Origin of the sequence: Acidisphaera sp. L21 (genome assembly GCF_009765685.1) — a bacterium.
In the GTDB taxonomy this organism is placed as follows: Bacteria; Pseudomonadota; Alphaproteobacteria; order Acetobacterales; family Acetobacteraceae; genus LMUY01.
This window is the reverse complement of sequence record NZ_LMUY01000151.1, coordinates 44,709-60,093: the sequence shown is the minus strand read 5'-3', so window position 1 is coordinate 60,093 and position 15,385 is coordinate 44,709. Positions and strand designations below refer to the sequence as shown.

Sequence of the window (15,385 nt, the reverse complement as noted above, 5' to 3'; positions counted from 1 at the left end):
TTCATTCCAGCGCCGCGCCCCCGATCGTAACGCCCCCGTCGATGACGAAGACCTGCCCGGTGGTGAAACTGCCCGCCGGGCTCGCCAGGAAGATCGCGGCGCCGGCGATCTCGTCCGGCTCGCCGATGCGGGGCAGGGGGCTGTCCTTCACCCGCTTGGCCAGCGTCGGCGGATCCTCCCACAGCGCCCGTGCAAAATCGGTCTTCACCAGACCCGGCGCGATGCAGTTGGCTCGGATGTTCTTCCGTCCCCACTCCACCGCGATGTTGCGCACGATCGCCGTGTCCGCCGCCTTGGATATCCCGTACGCGCCCAGCGTCGGCGTGCCGCGAATGCCCGCGATCGAGGAAATGACGACGACCGCCCCGCCCCCACGCTCTGCCATCTGCGGCAACACCATGTTGCACAACCAGAAATTGGACCGCACGTTCGACCCCATGATGCGGTCGAACGCCTCGTCCGGGCAGTCGATCGCCGGGCCGAAATACGGGTTCACCGCCGCATTGCAGACCAGGATGTCGATCCCGCCCCACTTCGCAATGGTGTCGTTGACCAGACCCTGAAGCTGGTCCTTGTGCGCGATATTGGCCGGCAGGACGATCGCCTCACCCCCTTTGGCCCGGATGCCCGCCGCCACCTCCTCGCACGCCGGCGCCTTCCGGCTGGAGATGACGACCTTGGCCCCATGCTCCGCCATCCGCTCGGCAATGGCGCGGCCGATCCCTTTGGAACTGCCGGTAATCAGCGCGACCTTGCCGGTCAGATCGAACAGGTTGCTCATCGCCACTTACTCCGCCGCCACATTGGGCCGGGCCGGCTTGTACTTCGCCAACTCCAGCCGCCCCAATTGGTGACGATGCACCTCGTCCGGCCCGTCCACGATGCGCATGGTGCGCGCGGTCGCGTACATCCGCGCCAGTCCGAAATCGCTGGTCACGCCGCCGCCGCCATGCATCTGGATCGCCCAATCCATGATCTGGCACGCCATGTTGGGAATGGAGACCTTGATCTCCGCAATTTCCCGCTTGGCCGCCTTGTTGCCCACCGTGTCCATCTTCCACGCGGCGTGCAGCACCAGCAGGCGCCCCTGGTCGATCATGATGCGGCTGTTCGCGATCCGCTCGATCGTCACGCCCTGGTCCGCCAACGGCTTGCCGAACGGGCTCCGCGCCAGCGAACGCGTGCACATCATCTCCAACGCCCGCTCCATCAGCCCGATGGTGCGCATGCAGTGATGGATGCGTCCCGGCCCAAGCCGCCCCTGCGCGATTTCGAACCCGCGGCCCTCGCCCAGCAGGATATTGGTCGCCGGCACCCGCACGTTCTCGAAGCTGATCTCGGCATGCCCATGCGGCGCGTCGTCATACCCGAACACCGGCAGCATGCGATGGATGGTCATGCCCGGCGTGCCACGCGGCACCAGGATCATCGATTGCTGGCGATACTTGTCCATATTCGTCGGGTCCGACTTGCCCATCACGATGAACACGGCGCAGCGCGGATCCCCGGCGCCAGACGACCACCATTTCCGCCCATTGATCACGTATTCGTCGCCATCGCGCACGATCGACGTCTCGATGTTCGTCGCGTCCGACGACGCCACCGACGGCTCGGTCATACAAAACGCCGAGCGGATTTCGCCCTCCAGCAGCGGCAGCATCCACTGCTTCTTCTGCTCCTCCGTCCCATACAGCTCCAGCGTCTCCATGTTGCCAGTATCGGGGGCGGAGCAGTTGAACACCTCGCTCGCCCATTGCGTGCGGCCCATGATCTCCGACAGCGGGGCGTATTCCAGGTTGCTAAGCCCGAAGCCCTTCTTGCTGTGGGCCAGAAACAGGTTCCACAGCCCCTCCGCCTTCGCCGTCTTCTTCAGCTTTTCCACGATCGGCACCGGCTGCCAGCGATCGGTCGCGTTGGCCATCTGCTCGATGTAGGTGGCTTCGTTCGGATGCACGTGCGCGTCCATGAACGCCTTCACGCGGGTGCGCAGGCCCTGCACCTTTTCCGAGAATTCGAAATCCATGGAAGCTCCCTCTTTTCTACACTTCGTCGTTGGGGTGATACCGCCACGATCCACCCGGGCTGGCAAGCGACCGGGCCAATCACCGGCGGTTACGTTTCGACACCAACCAATCGGTTTCGCGCGACAGCCCGCCCTGCCAAACCTTTGACGGCGAACCCACATCACGCACATCGCGTTGTGCCAACCGCCGCACACTGCGCCTTGCCGTAGGAGCCGATCCTGCTTCACAGCCTGCCCGACTGGTTGAGCCTCAACGGGCATGGTCCGCTGCTACAGGGAATCCTGATCCTGCTCGGCACCTTCGTGCTGGAGGACGCGGCCACCATCCTGGCTGCCATGGACGTGCAGGTCGGCCAGGTGTCCCCCACGGTGGCGCTGATCTCGCTCTATCTCGGCATCGTGCTCGGGGATCTTGGGCTATACGGCCTCGGCCGGCTGGCCGCCGCCACGCCCTGGGCCCGGCGCTGGGCCCCACCCGACCGGTTTACCCGTAGCGGTGACTGGCTGCGCGGCCACGTCGTCTCCGTCGTCTTCGTCAGCCGGTTCCTGCCTGGCGCCCGGCTGCCAACATACACCGCGTGCGGGTATTTCCATGTGGACATCCGCCGCTTCGCCCTCGCCGCTGTCGGCGCCACGCTGATTTGGACCACGCTGCTGTTCGGCGTGTCGCTGCAGCTCGGCCAATACATGACCGCGTATTTAGGTGCCTGGCGTTGGGCGGGCATGGCAGGCTTCGCGTTGACGGTGGTGCTGGCAGGCCGGATCGCTGCCCGACTGCAATCATCGGAGCCTTCGGTATGATCGACACCACCCTTTCCGTCGGTCGCACCGCCCAGGCGCGCGAGCGCATCGTCTCCCCCTTCGAATTCTGGCCAAGCTGGCTGTTCTACGCACCCGTCGTCGCACAATGGATCTGGCTGGGCCTGCGCTACGGCGACATGAGCCTGCCCACCGCCGCCAATCCCACGATCGAAACCGGCGGCCTGTGCGGCGAAAGCAAATCCGCCATCCTGGACATGGCCGAGCCGGATGCACAGGGCTGGATCGCCCCCTACGTCACCCTCCGCGCCGGGATCGACGACGTCGCGGCGCTGGCCGAACGAGCCGGCTTCGGCTGGCCCGTGGTGTTGAAGCCCGACATCGGCTGCAACGGCGCCGGCGTGCGCCTGGCCGCCGACCCGGCGGCGTTGCAACAGGCCGCAGCCTCCTTCCCGCGCGGCGTCGCCCTATTGCTGCAACGCTTCGTGCCGGAGCCGAACGAGGCCGGGTTGTTCTACATCCGCCACCCGCACGAAGAGACCGGCCGTATCACCTCCGTCACGCTGAAGCGCCAGCCGAGTGTCACGGGCGATGGCCGCAATTCGTTGGAAACGTTGATTCGCAATGACCCGCGCGCCGGCCAGGTGCCGCAACTCTATTTGCCCCGTCTCACCAGCCGGCTGGCGGAAATCCCGGCCGCCGGCGAAATCGTGCCGCTGGTCTTCACCGGCAATCACTGCAAGGGCTCGGTCTTCCTGGATGGCGCCGATCGCATCACCCCCGCGCTGACCCGGCAGGTCGATGCCATCGCCCGCGCCATTCCCGGCTTCTATTTCGGCCGCATCGATGTGCGCTACGGGTCGGAGGCCGCGTTGCGCCTGGGCCAAGGCTTCACCGTGATCGAGGTGAACGGCGCCGGGTCGGAAGCGACCCATATCTGGGACGCCCGCTGCACCCTGCGCGACGCCTACGTGTCGCAGTTCATGCACTACCGCGCCGCGTGGGAAATTGGCCGTGCCAACCGCGCCGCCGGCGCTCGCCCCACCGGCCTTTGGGGCATGTTCCGCGCCTGGCGCCGGCAGCAGGCGCTGATGGCGTCCTATCCCAACAGCGACTGACGCCTATCGCCGCCGGGCGGTCGGCGGCGTCAACGCACGCGGGCTCAGCGCGCGCAATAGATCGGCCACGGAATCGGCCAACTGCCCCAACGCGCCGCTCATCGCCGCGACCACATCCGGCGTGCCAGTGCTGGCGGGTTGCACCGTCAGGCGTAGCGAGTGCGTGGCTGCAGGGTCATGCGCGCGCCCCTGCTGCACCGCCACCTGCGCCAGCAGGATCACCGAGCCGCCAGTGTCCAGGTCGAACCGCTGGATATCCAACTCGACCGTGGCGGACGGATCGACGGAGATGGTCCCCGCCTCGGTAAACACGCTGCTGCCGGGCAGCCGCTGCGCCAGATCCAGCGCCAGCACGCGCCCCACCATATCCCCCAGCGGCTCGCCCCAACGCTCCCCACTATTCAGCGTCAAGCGGGAGACGGAATTGTCGCGAACGATCTCCGGCCGATCTAAATAACCCGCTAGCCCGGGCCGGGCGACCTTGATCGCCATCGGGCCACCGCTAGCGGCGGAGCCCGGCACGGCGCGCAGTGTGTAGATCGCCGGGTCTGGCGAGGCGCATCGGGCCAGCGCCAGCACCGCCGGGGCTACCAGCAGAAAGCGACGTCTCACCGATCCGCCCCCGTGTTGGTCCGGCCACGGATCAACGCCTCCGGATGCCGGTCCAGGAAATCCGCCAAAAGCCGGATGGATCGAACACCATCGTTCAACTGCGACATCAATCGCTCCAGATCACGCGAAAACTGCGAGTTCGCGCCATACCCTGCGTCCACCGATCCGACCAGCCGGTTTGCGCGGGCGATCGTCGACTGCAGATCGCTGCTCACCTCGGGCAGGCGACGCATCAACGGCGACAGCCCGGCATCGGTTCGCCGCACCAGCCCCTGCACGTCCTGTAATGTGCCGGCAAGTCCCGCCACGGCGTTCTTCAACTCCGGACTCCCCACCAGGCCGTTGATCGCCGCCAGCGCCCCATTGGCGTTTGCCCCGATCGCGGCAAACGGGATCTGCCCGATCTTGTTGGCAATATCGCTGAGCGCCGTGGTGATGCCGCCCAGCCCGCCGCCTTGGGTGGGCAGCACATAGGCATCTCCCTCCCGCGTCACCTTCGCCGGGGGTGGGCTCTGCGGGAAGTCCAACGACACCGCCATCGACCCGGTGAGGTAGCTGATGGTCGACAGCCCCGCCCGCATCCCATGATCCACCAGGCGCTGCGCTACCAGCCCGGCATTGTCGCTCCGATTGCCGCCGATGGCGCTCAGCCGCTCCGGCTGCACCTCGATCGCGACGCGCACCCGGGCGGTGGCGTTCACCGGGTCCAGCTCCAGCCGGACGTTGGTGACGTTGCCGATGGTGATGCCATACATCTGCACGGGCGAGCCGACCGACAGCCCGGCGGTCGACGTCTGGAAATACAGTACGAACGGCAGTCGTTCCTTATACCCGGCCGCGTTCGCCGCCGGCTCGTCATCATACAGCCGGAAACTGGCATCGCTGGCCGCACTCGGCGTCTCCCGGCTATCCTCCGGCGTGCTGAACGCCACGCCGCCCGACAGCACCGCCTGGATCGATTCCAGTTCCACATGCACGCCACTGCCGCCCAGTTCGACGCTCAGCCCCGAGGCGTTCCAGAACCGCGTGCCGGAGCGAACCCATTTGTCATACGGCGCGCGCACGAACACGTTGACGTCGATCGGGCCATTTCCCTCCGGCAACTGGTAGCCCAGCACCTCGCCGACCGTAATGTCGCGGTAGAACACCGGCGAGCCGCTGCCCAACGAGCCGATGCGTGCCGTGGTCAGCTTGAACGTCGTCCCAGGCTCGTCCGATCGCACGCCGGGCGGGTTCTCCAGGCCGGTATATTCGGTCTGGGATTTGGCATCCTTATCGGTGCCAGGGTCCATCTCGATATATCCGCCCGACAGCAGCGTCTCCAAGCCGGAGATATTGCTGGCCGACAGCCGCGGCCGCACCACCCAGAACCGCGCCTTGTCGGTGAGGTAGGGATCGGCCTCTCGCGTCATGCGCACATGCACGATGACGTGGCTCATATCCGAGGACAATCGTATGCCCGTAACGGTGCCGAGGTCGACCGCCTTGTGCCGCACCCGCGTCTGCCCGGCGGTCAGGCCCTCCGCGCTTTGGAAGGTGATGACGATCTCCGGCCCGCGCCGGGACAGGGTGGTGAAGGCCAAATAGCCGCCGATGACCGCCGCCACGATCGGCAAAATCCAGACGAGCGAGAACCCGGATTTCCGCCGGACATGGGCCTCGGGCGGGGTGTAGGGGCGGGGGTTTGGCTGGGAAGAAGGCGGCGGGTCGGGTTGGCTCGGCGGGGTCTGGTCGCTCATGCGGCTCTCGGCTCGGCCGGCAGGGGCGCCGGGCGGTTCTCTCGTGGCAGCAGCGTGTTCGGGTCGTTGCGCGCTGCGTCGCGTGCCTCGGCCCGGTCCCACATTACGCGGGGGTCGAAGCACGTAACGGCGAACATGGTCAAGACGACGACGCTGCCGAAGCAGATCGCGCCCAGCCCGGGCGTGATGCTCGCGATGGCGCCAGCGCGCACCAGGCCAACCAGCGTGGCCATCATGAAGATGTCGATCATCGACCAGCGCCCGATGAAATCGACCAGCCGGAAGACCACCGTCCTGTCATGTAGCCGCCAGGACGACCCGCGCTGCGCCGTCATCAGCATCACCGACATGCTGAAGAGCTTCAGAAGCGGCACCATGATGCTGGCCACGAACACCAACAGCGCCAGCGGCCACATGCCTGCGTCCAGCAATTCCTGCGCACCGCCCAGGATCGTCGACTCGTTGCCCTTGCCCAGCCGGGTGATGGTCATCACCGGGAAGGCATTGGCCGGAATGTAGAGCAGGGCGGAGGCCGCCAGCAGCGCCCAGGTATTGACGATGCTGTTGGGCTTGCGGCTCCGCACCACGCTGTCGCAGCGCGTGCATCGGTCGCCATCCTGCCCATAATGCACCCGGCCACACACGTCGCACCCGATCGGAGTGCCGGGCCCAATTTCCGCCGGTGGCACCAGGCCGCGTGCCTCCATGGCATGCCAGATCTCGTCATCATCCAGGTAGTAGTCGGCGGCCACCATGGTCATCATCAGCGCCGCCACGGCGTAGAGCGCGATGCCCACATCCACGGTCGCGATCGCGCCCAGGCGGGTAAACGCCACGAACACGCCCAGCAGAAACACCTCCACCATCGCCCACGGCCCGACCCGGCGATACCACTTGAACATCAACGGCAGGCTGCGTGGCGGATTGGCGGTGCGCAGCCCCACCATCACGGCGACCATCACGCCGATTTTCACCAGCGGCATGATGATGGCGGTGACGCCAACGATCAGCGCAAGTTCCCACGCTCCTTCCTCCCAGAAAGCGACGGGAAGGGACAGCATGGTCGTCTCCCGCTGCCGCCCCACGATATCGACTGAGAGGAACGGCGCCGTCACTGCCACCCAATACAGCACGAGCGAGGTAAGGCTGAGCGCCAGCGTCTTGTCGAATGACCGCACGCGGGTGCGCCGCAGCGTAGCATCGCATCGCAAGCAGTTCGCCTCCCCATTCGGCGGCAGCCGCGGGATACGCTGGAACAGTCCGCAATCCGGGCATTCCCGTTCGTGGTCGGTCGGCGCAGGCTGGGTCGATCGCTCGGTCATCGGGCCGCAACCTGAACGACCCAGCGCCGCGGTGCCAGCGGCTTCCGCCCGGTACGCGCGGAGTTGTCCCCTGGGGGCGGCACGCATGGCTGATCCGCCCGTTTTCCAAGCCGTTGCAGCCATCAGCGGACAACGGTATACCCGCCGCGTTGCCGACATAGCTCAGGGGTAGAGCAACTGATTCGTAATCAGTAGGTCCTCGGTTCAATTCCGAGTGTCGGCACCATTTCAACCGGTACAAACGCCAGCGACTACGCACCTCCGTGAGCTTCCTGTTCTCAATAACCCATCGCGGTGGTTGAGCCACAAGCAAATGCAGTCGCGAGGCACCGGCTAAACTCCCAGGCTGATATCCTATACTACGACGCTGTTCAAAAGCGGCTGTACTCGTCCCTTTCTCCAAGCAAACATTCGCGCGTGACTGGACGCATATCGTCGCACCAGCCGCATCGACGGCTTGGCGTCAACCGTGCGCAATTGCCACATAAACTCCACGATCGTCCCCGACATTGTATCAGTGTGCAACGCCAAGGGGGGCTTCTGCGTAATACCGAACGATCGACACGGCTCGACCAAGGTCGATATCAGCCGCCAGGTGAGGCGGATTAAACGTTGGAACTTTCTAGATTAATTTGAGCCAAAGGCTCGGAGTCGGCGTGCAACAAGATGCTTATTAAGGCGGGCACCGACAAAGCCCGAAGGCTAATTGATGAAAACCGCGCGAGTTTCGAAGGAAATGCCGCCAAACGGCGGGTCAGAGCCTTGGAAGCCGCCCTAGCAGCCGCCCAATCTGAAATGGCGATGCTGCGGTCGCATGTCCAGCAGCTGCAAGACAGCAACAGCTGGCGGTTGACCCATCCGATCCGGACCATGATCGACGCCCTGAAAACCTTGCTTCGTACAGTGGCGGAAACCCGGCGCGAGCCGGCGGCTCCTCGGCCCATGACGGACCAGGATCGCTACGATGCTTGGATCGAAACCAGCGAGGCCGCCTGCCGCGCAGCGATTTCGCCTGTCGAAACCACCCATCACCGAACGACCCTGGGGTTGGTCATGTGGGTGCCACCCGGGTGCAGCTTCGCGGCTCAAACCCTGCTGGCTGATTGCCCGGCTGCCTGCTCCATCCTCGTCCTGGACCCGACTGCAACTCTCCCGCCACCTTCGTCCGAGGGCGGGCAAATCCAATACGCCACGCTCCCACCCGGCGCCCAGCCTGCTGAGGCCGTGGCATTGGCGCTGAGACGGCTGGACGCGGACATGCTGTGCTTTTTCGATGCGCGGGACCGTCTGGCCCCCGGCGCGCTGGGGCTGGCGGCGGAGGTGGCGGCGCAATTGTCGCCGCTCGATCTGATGTTTGCCGATGAGGATTGGCTGGACGACTCAGGCCGGCGCGTGAACCCCTTCTTCAAGCCCGGCTGGGATCCAGAACTACAACGAGGACGCGACCTCGTGGGCCCGTTCACGTTTTTCCGGCGCGCTCTGGTGGAAAACGCCGCCCCAGTGCACGGATCGGCTTGGCTCTATGATCTCACCAATCAGGTCGCCGCAGCGGCGCGAGAAGATCGCATTCACCACATCCCGGCCGTGCTCTGCCACCGCACGATGGTGCCGCAGGATCTTTACCCGGCCATGCGCCAAGCCGCGACCGCACAACTCGCCCGGGACGATATCGCCGCACGCGTACAGCCCCATCCGAGGGAGCCAGCCTGGAGCCGCATCGTGTATGCCCTGCCAGACCCACCGCCGCTGGTCTCCCTCATCATTCCAACCCGGGACCGCGCCTCGTTGCTGCGGGAATCCGCAGACGGCGTCCTGAACCGGACCGACTATCCGCATATCGAACTCCTGATCGTGGACAACGATTCCGTCGAACCCGAGACACTCGCCCTGCTGGAGCGGCTGGCCGGCGATCCGCGGGTCCGGGTGTTGCCCCAGCCGGGCACGTTCAACTGGTCCGCGGCCAACAACCTGGCTGCGCAACACGCCACCGGCTCGGTATTGGTATTTCTGAACAATGACATCGCCATGGTGCATCCGGACTGGCTGACCGAACTCGTGTCCCAGGCGCTGCAACCCGGCGTCGGCGCGGTCGGGGCCAAGCTGCTGTATCCGGACGGACGGGTACAGCATGCCGGGCTCACGACCGACCGTTCCGGCGTGCCCCGGCATATGTTCCGGTTTCTGCCGGGTGATGAAAGCGGTGCTTTCGGCTTGGCCGGCTTGACGCGCCAAGTATGGGGCGTCACCGGCGCATGCCTGGCAATGCGAACCGAATTGTTCCAGGAGGTGCGCGGCCTCAACGAAGCCTTTCCGCTCGCATACAACGACGTCGACCTATGCCTGCGGCTGACCGCGCATGGTTACCGCGTCATTTGGACGCCCTGGTCCCAGCTAACGCATCATGAGATGGCCACCCGTCCGCCCGACAGCTCGGACGGGCGGCGGGAGCAAACGGTGCTTGAGTTGGAATGGCTGCTGCGTGATTGGGGCGCTTTGATTGAATGCGACCCGTTCCTCAATCCAAACTTGCACCTGGTCGACGAACAGCCCCAACTCCGCGACCTCGGCGCGCTGCTACCAGCACTCTGACGGACGGCACTCCCGCCTGATCAGCCGGCTTGGCGGGCAAATGCGACTGGCGGCCCCCCGATCTGCGGGCCCCGAGCAGATCGCAGGCGGGCGGTTTGGGGCACGCCGATCGGCTGCGCCTCGCATCCTGCCTGGGTCTTGGGCAGATTCGCCGCCCCCATCGCGGCCAGCAGCCTGGCATGGTCGAGCGAGGCCTGGATCATCACCTTCTGGAATTCCGGCGTATAGCGGCTCAGGTCTGGTGGCACGCAGGCGGGGGCTGCTGGAGGCAAAATACTCACGCCCGGACCCGTGCCAATCGCCGTCAGCACCGACGCGTCGATATAGCGCACCGCCAGCGGCCAGGCAGCCACTACCCGGCGCACATACCCATCGCTCACGCCTGGCGTCTGCGAGTGGTAGGCCGCCGCCGCGGTGGCCCAAAGATGCGACTGTGCATACAACCGGGTCAGGAAGTCGGCGGCGTACTTGGCGTTGGCAACCGGGTCGAACGCCTGGTCCAGTGAGGCGAAGGCCGTCGGGTGGTAGCTGAGATTGACCTGCAGGCACCCGACATCGATCGATTGCACGCCCTTGGCCAGATAGCCCTGGGTGGCCGCGATCGCCTGGTCCTTCGTATCGTAGAAATACCCGGTCCCGCCGACATTGATGGTCCACGGCCAGGGCGCGACGCGGCCCGTCGGTGGGCTCACCCGGCCGCTCTCGACCAGCCCAATCGCCCCCAACAACTGCGCGGGCAGGTGCAACGCCTGTTCGGCCGATTGAATGGCCGCCTGGCACACCCGATCATCCGGCAGCGGCCCCTGAACCACCGGCGCCACCGCCCGAGCCTTCGCCCCCGCCGCGGACGGCGATACCGCAACCATCACAGCCGCGAGAACCAGGAGGTGATATGGAAGGGCCATCAGCAATTCATAATGACCGACCCCTTCCAAGTCGAGATTTGCCATCCCGCCGAGACGTCTCGCCGGCACGGCGGGGATCGATCTATAAAGGCGGCCCGTGACCTTTCGAGGATGGTGCCCATGCGTTCCCCGATCCTGGGCGCGATTGCCGACGACTTCACCGGCGCAGTCGAACTGGCCGGTGTGCTGGCGGCAGGCGGGGCGCGTACCCTGCTCTTCACCGGCCCGCAAGCCGTTCCCCCGCAACTGGCCGACACCGATGCCGTCGTGATCGCCCTGCGATCCCGCGTGGCCCCGCCGGACGAAGCCATCGCGACCGTCCAGGCCGCCGCCGACGCGTTCGAGGCTCTGGGCGTGCAGCAAATTTTCTTCAAATACTGCGCCACCTTCGACAGCACCGACAGCGGCAACATCGGCAATTGCTCCGAAGTGCTCCTGGCCCGCACCGGCGCCCCATCCGCGCTGTTTTGCCCCGGCTTCCCGGAAGCATTCCGCACGATCTACCAGGGCCACCTCTTCGTCGCGGACCGGCTGCTGCAAGACTCGCCGAAGCGCTTCGACCCACTAACCCCGATGACCCGCTCGCGCCTCAGCGACGTACTGGCGCCGCAGACCACGCTGGCGGTCGGCTTGCTGCCGTGGGAGGTCGTGCAGGCTGGCGCGGCGGCAATCCGCAGCCACGTCGCCGGGCTGGCCGCGGCGGGCACCCCGTTCGTGATCGCCGACACGCTCACCGATGGCGACCTGCAGGCCATTGCGCAGGCCAGCTGGGATTGGCGGTTCACCACCGGCGGCTCCACCGTGGTCGGCCACTACCCGGCGATTTGGCAGGAACAGGGGCTTATTCCCCGCCTTGTGCCACCCTCGCCGCCGCGCGTTGCGGGCGCCGGAGCCGTGCTGGCGGGTAGTTGTTCCGACCGCACGCGGGAACAGATTGCCGCGTTCGGCCAGCACCATCCGGTGCTGGAGCTGGACGTGCTGGCCAACGAGGCGGCCACCGTGTCCCATGCGCTAGACTGGGCCACGCCGCGCCTGGCGGATGGGCCTGTCTGCATCACCACCTCCACCTCCGCCGACGCGGTAGCCGCTGCACAAGCCCGCATGGGCGCGGTCGCCGCGGGCCGGTTCGCGGAGGGATTGTTGGGCCAGATCGCAACCGGGCTGGTGGCGCGCGGCGTGCGGCGCCTGCTGGTGGCTGGCGGCGAAACCTCCGGCAGCATCGTGCAGGCGTTGGGCATCACCGAACTGCACGTCGCCCCCTATACCACCGCCGGCCTGGGCGTCTGCCTGGTGGAGGCGCCGGTGCGTCTGGCGCTGTGCCTGAAATCCGGCAAGTTGGGCACCGTGGACATGTTCGCCCGCACCCTGGCCGAGATGGGAGACGCCGCATGACCGCCGATCCGAACGCCATCGCCTTCGTCTACCGCGAACTCGCCCGGCTCGGCCTCAACAACGGCAGCAGCGGCAACGTCAGCCAGCGCAGTGGCGCCGGCATGCTCATCACCCCCTCCGGCACCACTGCCGAGACGGTCACCCCCGCCGGGCTGGTGCAGGTGACGCTCGACGGGCAGGCGCAGAGCCCTGGCACCCCATCCAGTGAGGCACCGATGCACGCCGCAATCTACGCCGCCTATCCGCAGGCCGGCGCCATCGTGCACACCCACGCCGATTACTGCACCGCGCTAGCGTGCTTGGGGGAGGATCTGCCGCCGTTCCATTATATGGTGGTGGGCTTCGGCGGCGGTGACGTGCGATGCGCGCCTTATACGACCTTCGGCACACCCGCCTTGGCCGAATCCGCCGTGGCGGCGCTGCAAGGCCGGTCCGCCTGCCTGTTGGCCAATCACGGCATGATCTGCCACGGCCGCGACCCGGCGACGGCGCTGTCCGCCTCGCTGCGCCTCGAAACCCTCGCCCGGCAATATCTACTGGCCCGCAGCGCCGGGTCACCCCGCCTGCTGACCCCAACCCAGATCGAAGCCGCGCGCGAGCGGTACAAAACCTATGGATCGCCCGCCAGGGGCTAGGGCGCTTTCGACCGGAGGAACCGGACGATGCTGTCGTGCTGCTGCTGCAGGTAGGTTGGCGCTCGCCAATCGCTCAGCACCTCCACCCCGGGCAGCAGCGCCGCCAATTCCGTGCTGGTGATGGCCGGGTGCGGAATGTCCGTGCCAGGCAGCAGGAAGGTCGGCACCGGGCAGGCCTTGGCGAAGGCGCGATCGACGCAGAAGACGAAATCGTGGTCCCACATATTGCGCCCGAACGCGGCGATGGCCGCCTCGTCCAACGCCGGCCGGGCGGCACGGAGATCCCGGCTCCATTCGACCTGGCTATCGGGGAAATACTCCGGATGGTCCGGGTTCAGCCCGATCGGGTTCTGCAACACCGCGGCAGTCACACGCTCCGGCGCTCGCTGGGCCGCCTTCAGGCAGAAGCTGCCGCCGATGCACCCGCCCAGCACATGGAATGTCTGGAAACCCAGATGGTCCATCAGCGACAGATGGTCTTCCGTGTAGGTGTGCCAGCCATGGTCCGCCTCGACAGCGGTCTCCGACTGCCCGGCATTGCGCTGGTCCATCGCGACCGCGGTAAACCCGGCTGCGGGCAGCGCCTGCGTCCAGTCAACCCACGGCCGCGGCGGCCCCCCCGCCGGGGCGGACCACATCTCCAACCGGGATCGCAGGCCGCCCGGTGCGAACAGCAACACCGGGTAGCCTTCGCCATACAACTCGTAGCGGATCCGGCCATCTGGCCGCGTGAGAAAAGGCATGGGCAACCTCCGATGCGGTGACGCAGCCTAGGACTTCAATTGCAGGCCCGGAAACCGGATCAGGCTATCCGGCACCACGCGCAGCCCGTCCAGCTTCGCCGTGGCGCCGAACACCAGCACGGGATGCCAAAGATAGATGTAGGGCCGGTCCTTCAGGTAGATTTGCGCCGCATTGGTGTAGGCCACCATGCGCTGCGCCATGTCGGTGGTGGACCGGCCGGCGTTCAGCGCCTCGTCCAGTTTGGGATTGCAGTAATGCCCGCCATTCAGCGCCATGCCGCAGGCGTTGAAGTTATACAGATTGGCGTCCACGTCGGTCCGGCCGCTCCATTGGATCAGCAGGCTCTCGAAATCGCCGCTGGTCCAGTTCGCCAACAGGGTCGCGGTTTCGGTCTTCACCAACTGGATGTCGATCCCGGCATCGGCCGCCATGGACTGGATCACCTCCGCCGCCTGCTGGTAATCGGCGGAGTTCGGGATCGTCATCTGCACCGTCACCCGGTCGAACCCGGCCTGCTTCAGCACCGCCTTGGCCCGCGCCACGTCGCGCCCCGGCACCGGGATCGACGCGACGTAGAACGGGCTGCCCGGCGGCACCGTCTGATTGCCGGGGATGAACAATCCCTCGAACGCCACGTCCACCAGCGCCTTGCGATCGATCGACAAATCCAGCGCCTCCCGCACCGCCTCACTCTGGCCGATCTTGGTATTGGCGCGCGGCCCGTCCGCGATGTTCACCGCGATGTAATAGGAAGACAGGCTCGGCCCCGTCATCACCTGCAGCCGCTTATCCGCCTTCAGCGTCGGAATGTCGGTCGGCTGCACCGTCTCGATCAGATCCAGCGTGCCGCCGCGCAGCCCGACGGAGCGCACGGTCGGATCCGGAATGGGGAAATAGATCACGCGGTCGAAATGGATGGACTTGGCGTCCCAATACTCGGGGAAGCGTTCCAGCTCCATCCGGTCCTGCGCGATGCGGCGCACGAACCGGAACGGCCCGGCGCACACCGGATGGGCAGCGAAATCGGCACCCGACAACGCGGCCGCCTTGGTCGACATGATCATGCCGGATCGATCGGACAGCGCCGCCAGCAATGGCGCAAACGGCTGGCTGAGGTGAATGCGCACCTCCAGCGGGCCCGACGCCTCGATCCGCTCGATCGGCCCCATCTCCGGCTTGCGGGTGGAGCCTGGGAGGTTGAGGTGGCGCTGCAACGAGGCAACCACCGCGGCAGAATCCATGGTGGAGCCATCATGGAACTGCACGCCTGGCCGCAAGGTCAGCACCAGCGTCCTGTTGTCGTCCTGCCAGGTCCAGGCGGTGGCCAGTTGCGGCACGATGGTCAGGTTGGCGTCGATGTCCACCAGCTTGTCGCACATGGCGGCAAACACCTGCCGCCCGGCCACGGTGCGGGAGATGGTCGGGTCAAGCGCATCCGGGTCGCTTGCCAGGCCGATGCGCAAAGTTTGCGCTTGCGCCGACATGCCAAGAAACAGGAAGACGGCGGACAGGACCCACAAACGGCGCATGGCGAACTCCTTCCGCCA

Annotated in this window: 13 protein-coding genes and 1 tRNA gene; 6 read left to right on the top strand and 8 right to left on the bottom strand. The window is 66.3% G+C overall.

Translation table 11 applies throughout. From position 1 onward, the window contains the following. Nucleotide 1: 1 nt before the first annotated feature. On the bottom strand, nucleotides 2–781 hold the full coding sequence (locus tag GSQ76_RS28695) for an SDR family NAD(P)-dependent oxidoreductase (RefSeq protein ID WP_158747495.1): 780 nt from the start codon (nucleotides 779–781) through the stop codon (nucleotides 2–4). A gap of 6 nt (nucleotides 782–787) precedes the next feature. After that, complete coding sequence (locus GSQ76_RS28690; protein ID WP_158747494.1) at nucleotides 788–2,023, bottom strand: acyl-CoA dehydrogenase family protein; 1,236 nt, start codon at nucleotides 2,021–2,023, stop codon at nucleotides 788–790. A gap of 243 nt (nucleotides 2,024–2,266) precedes the next feature. Between GSQ76_RS28690 and GSQ76_RS28685 the strand changes: the two genes are divergently transcribed. Both GSQ76_RS28685 and GSQ76_RS28680 read left to right on the top strand, forming a co-directional pair. After that, nucleotides 2,267–2,824: a VTT domain-containing protein gene (locus tag GSQ76_RS28685; RefSeq protein WP_254070697.1), complete on the top strand. Its 558-nt coding sequence runs from the start codon at nucleotides 2,267–2,269 to the stop codon at nucleotides 2,822–2,824. Next, nucleotides 2,821–3,900, top strand: coding sequence for a D-alanine--D-alanine ligase (locus GSQ76_RS28680; protein WP_158747493.1), 1,080 nt, complete (start codon nucleotides 2,821–2,823; stop codon nucleotides 3,898–3,900). The genes GSQ76_RS28685 and GSQ76_RS28680 overlap by 4 nt, the downstream gene beginning before the upstream one ends. 3 nt (nucleotides 3,901–3,903) lie before the next feature. Here GSQ76_RS28680 and GSQ76_RS28675 read toward each other — a convergent pair whose 3' ends face one another. The 3 genes from GSQ76_RS28675 to GSQ76_RS28665 are packed head-to-tail and all read right to left on the bottom strand — an operon-like array spanning nucleotide 3,904 to nucleotide 7,573. Further along, nucleotides 3,904–4,512 carry a membrane integrity-associated transporter subunit PqiC gene (locus GSQ76_RS28675; RefSeq protein WP_158747492.1) on the bottom strand — a complete coding sequence of 203 codons (609 nt, stop codon included), beginning with the start codon at nucleotides 4,510–4,512 and terminating at the stop codon, nucleotides 3,904–3,906. Next, nucleotides 4,509–6,251 carry an intermembrane transport protein PqiB gene (locus tag GSQ76_RS28670; RefSeq protein WP_158747491.1) on the bottom strand — a complete coding sequence of 581 codons (1,743 nt, stop codon included), beginning with the start codon at nucleotides 6,249–6,251 and terminating at the stop codon, nucleotides 4,509–4,511. The genes GSQ76_RS28675 and GSQ76_RS28670 overlap by 4 nt, the downstream gene beginning before the upstream one ends. Next, nucleotides 6,248–7,573, bottom strand: a complete 1,326-nt coding sequence (locus tag GSQ76_RS28665; protein WP_158747490.1) for a paraquat-inducible protein A — start codon at nucleotides 7,571–7,573, stop codon at nucleotides 6,248–6,250. The genes GSQ76_RS28670 and GSQ76_RS28665 overlap by 4 nt, the downstream gene beginning before the upstream one ends. Nucleotides 7,574–7,724: 151 nt before the next feature. On the opposite strand from GSQ76_RS28665, the gene GSQ76_RS28660 reads away from it, so the two are divergent. Next, a tRNA-Thr gene (locus GSQ76_RS28660) sits at nucleotides 7,725–7,799 on the top strand. Nucleotides 7,800–8,443: 644 nt separating this feature from the next. Continuing rightward, nucleotides 8,444–10,162: a glycosyltransferase gene (locus tag GSQ76_RS28655; RefSeq protein ID WP_158747489.1), complete on the top strand. Its 1,719-nt coding sequence runs from the start codon at nucleotides 8,444–8,446 to the stop codon at nucleotides 10,160–10,162. A gap of 20 nt (nucleotides 10,163–10,182) precedes the next feature. Here GSQ76_RS28655 and GSQ76_RS28650 read toward each other — a convergent pair whose 3' ends face one another. After that, complete coding sequence (locus GSQ76_RS28650) at nucleotides 10,183–11,067, bottom strand: transglycosylase SLT domain-containing protein (protein ID WP_158747488.1); 885 nt, start codon at nucleotides 11,065–11,067, stop codon at nucleotides 10,183–10,185. Nucleotides 11,068–11,187: 120 nt separating this feature from the next. Here GSQ76_RS28650 and otnK point away from each other — a divergent pair, with 120 nt between their 5' ends. Then, the gene (otnK, locus tag GSQ76_RS28645) at nucleotides 11,188–12,459 is read left to right on the top strand and encodes a 3-oxo-tetronate kinase (protein ID WP_158747487.1); all 1,272 of its coding nucleotides are present in this window, start codon (nucleotides 11,188–11,190) and stop codon (nucleotides 12,457–12,459) included. After that, the gene (locus GSQ76_RS28640) at nucleotides 12,456–13,094 is read left to right on the top strand and encodes a class II aldolase/adducin family protein (protein ID WP_158747486.1); all 639 of its coding nucleotides are present in this window, start codon (nucleotides 12,456–12,458) and stop codon (nucleotides 13,092–13,094) included. Before otnK ends, GSQ76_RS28640 begins: the two co-directional genes overlap by 4 nt. On the opposite strand, the gene GSQ76_RS28635 is transcribed toward GSQ76_RS28640, so the two are convergent. Both GSQ76_RS28635 and GSQ76_RS28630 read right to left on the bottom strand, forming a co-directional pair. Further along, the gene (locus GSQ76_RS28635; RefSeq protein ID WP_158747485.1) at nucleotides 13,091–13,837 is read right to left on the bottom strand and encodes an alpha/beta fold hydrolase; all 747 of its coding nucleotides are present in this window, start codon (nucleotides 13,835–13,837) and stop codon (nucleotides 13,091–13,093) included. The genes GSQ76_RS28640 and GSQ76_RS28635 overlap by 4 nt on opposite strands. A gap of 27 nt (nucleotides 13,838–13,864) precedes the next feature. Continuing rightward, complete coding sequence (locus tag GSQ76_RS28630) at nucleotides 13,865–15,367, bottom strand: ABC transporter substrate-binding protein (RefSeq protein ID WP_158747484.1); 1,503 nt, start codon at nucleotides 15,365–15,367, stop codon at nucleotides 13,865–13,867. Nucleotides 15,368–15,385: the final 18 nt, after the last annotated feature.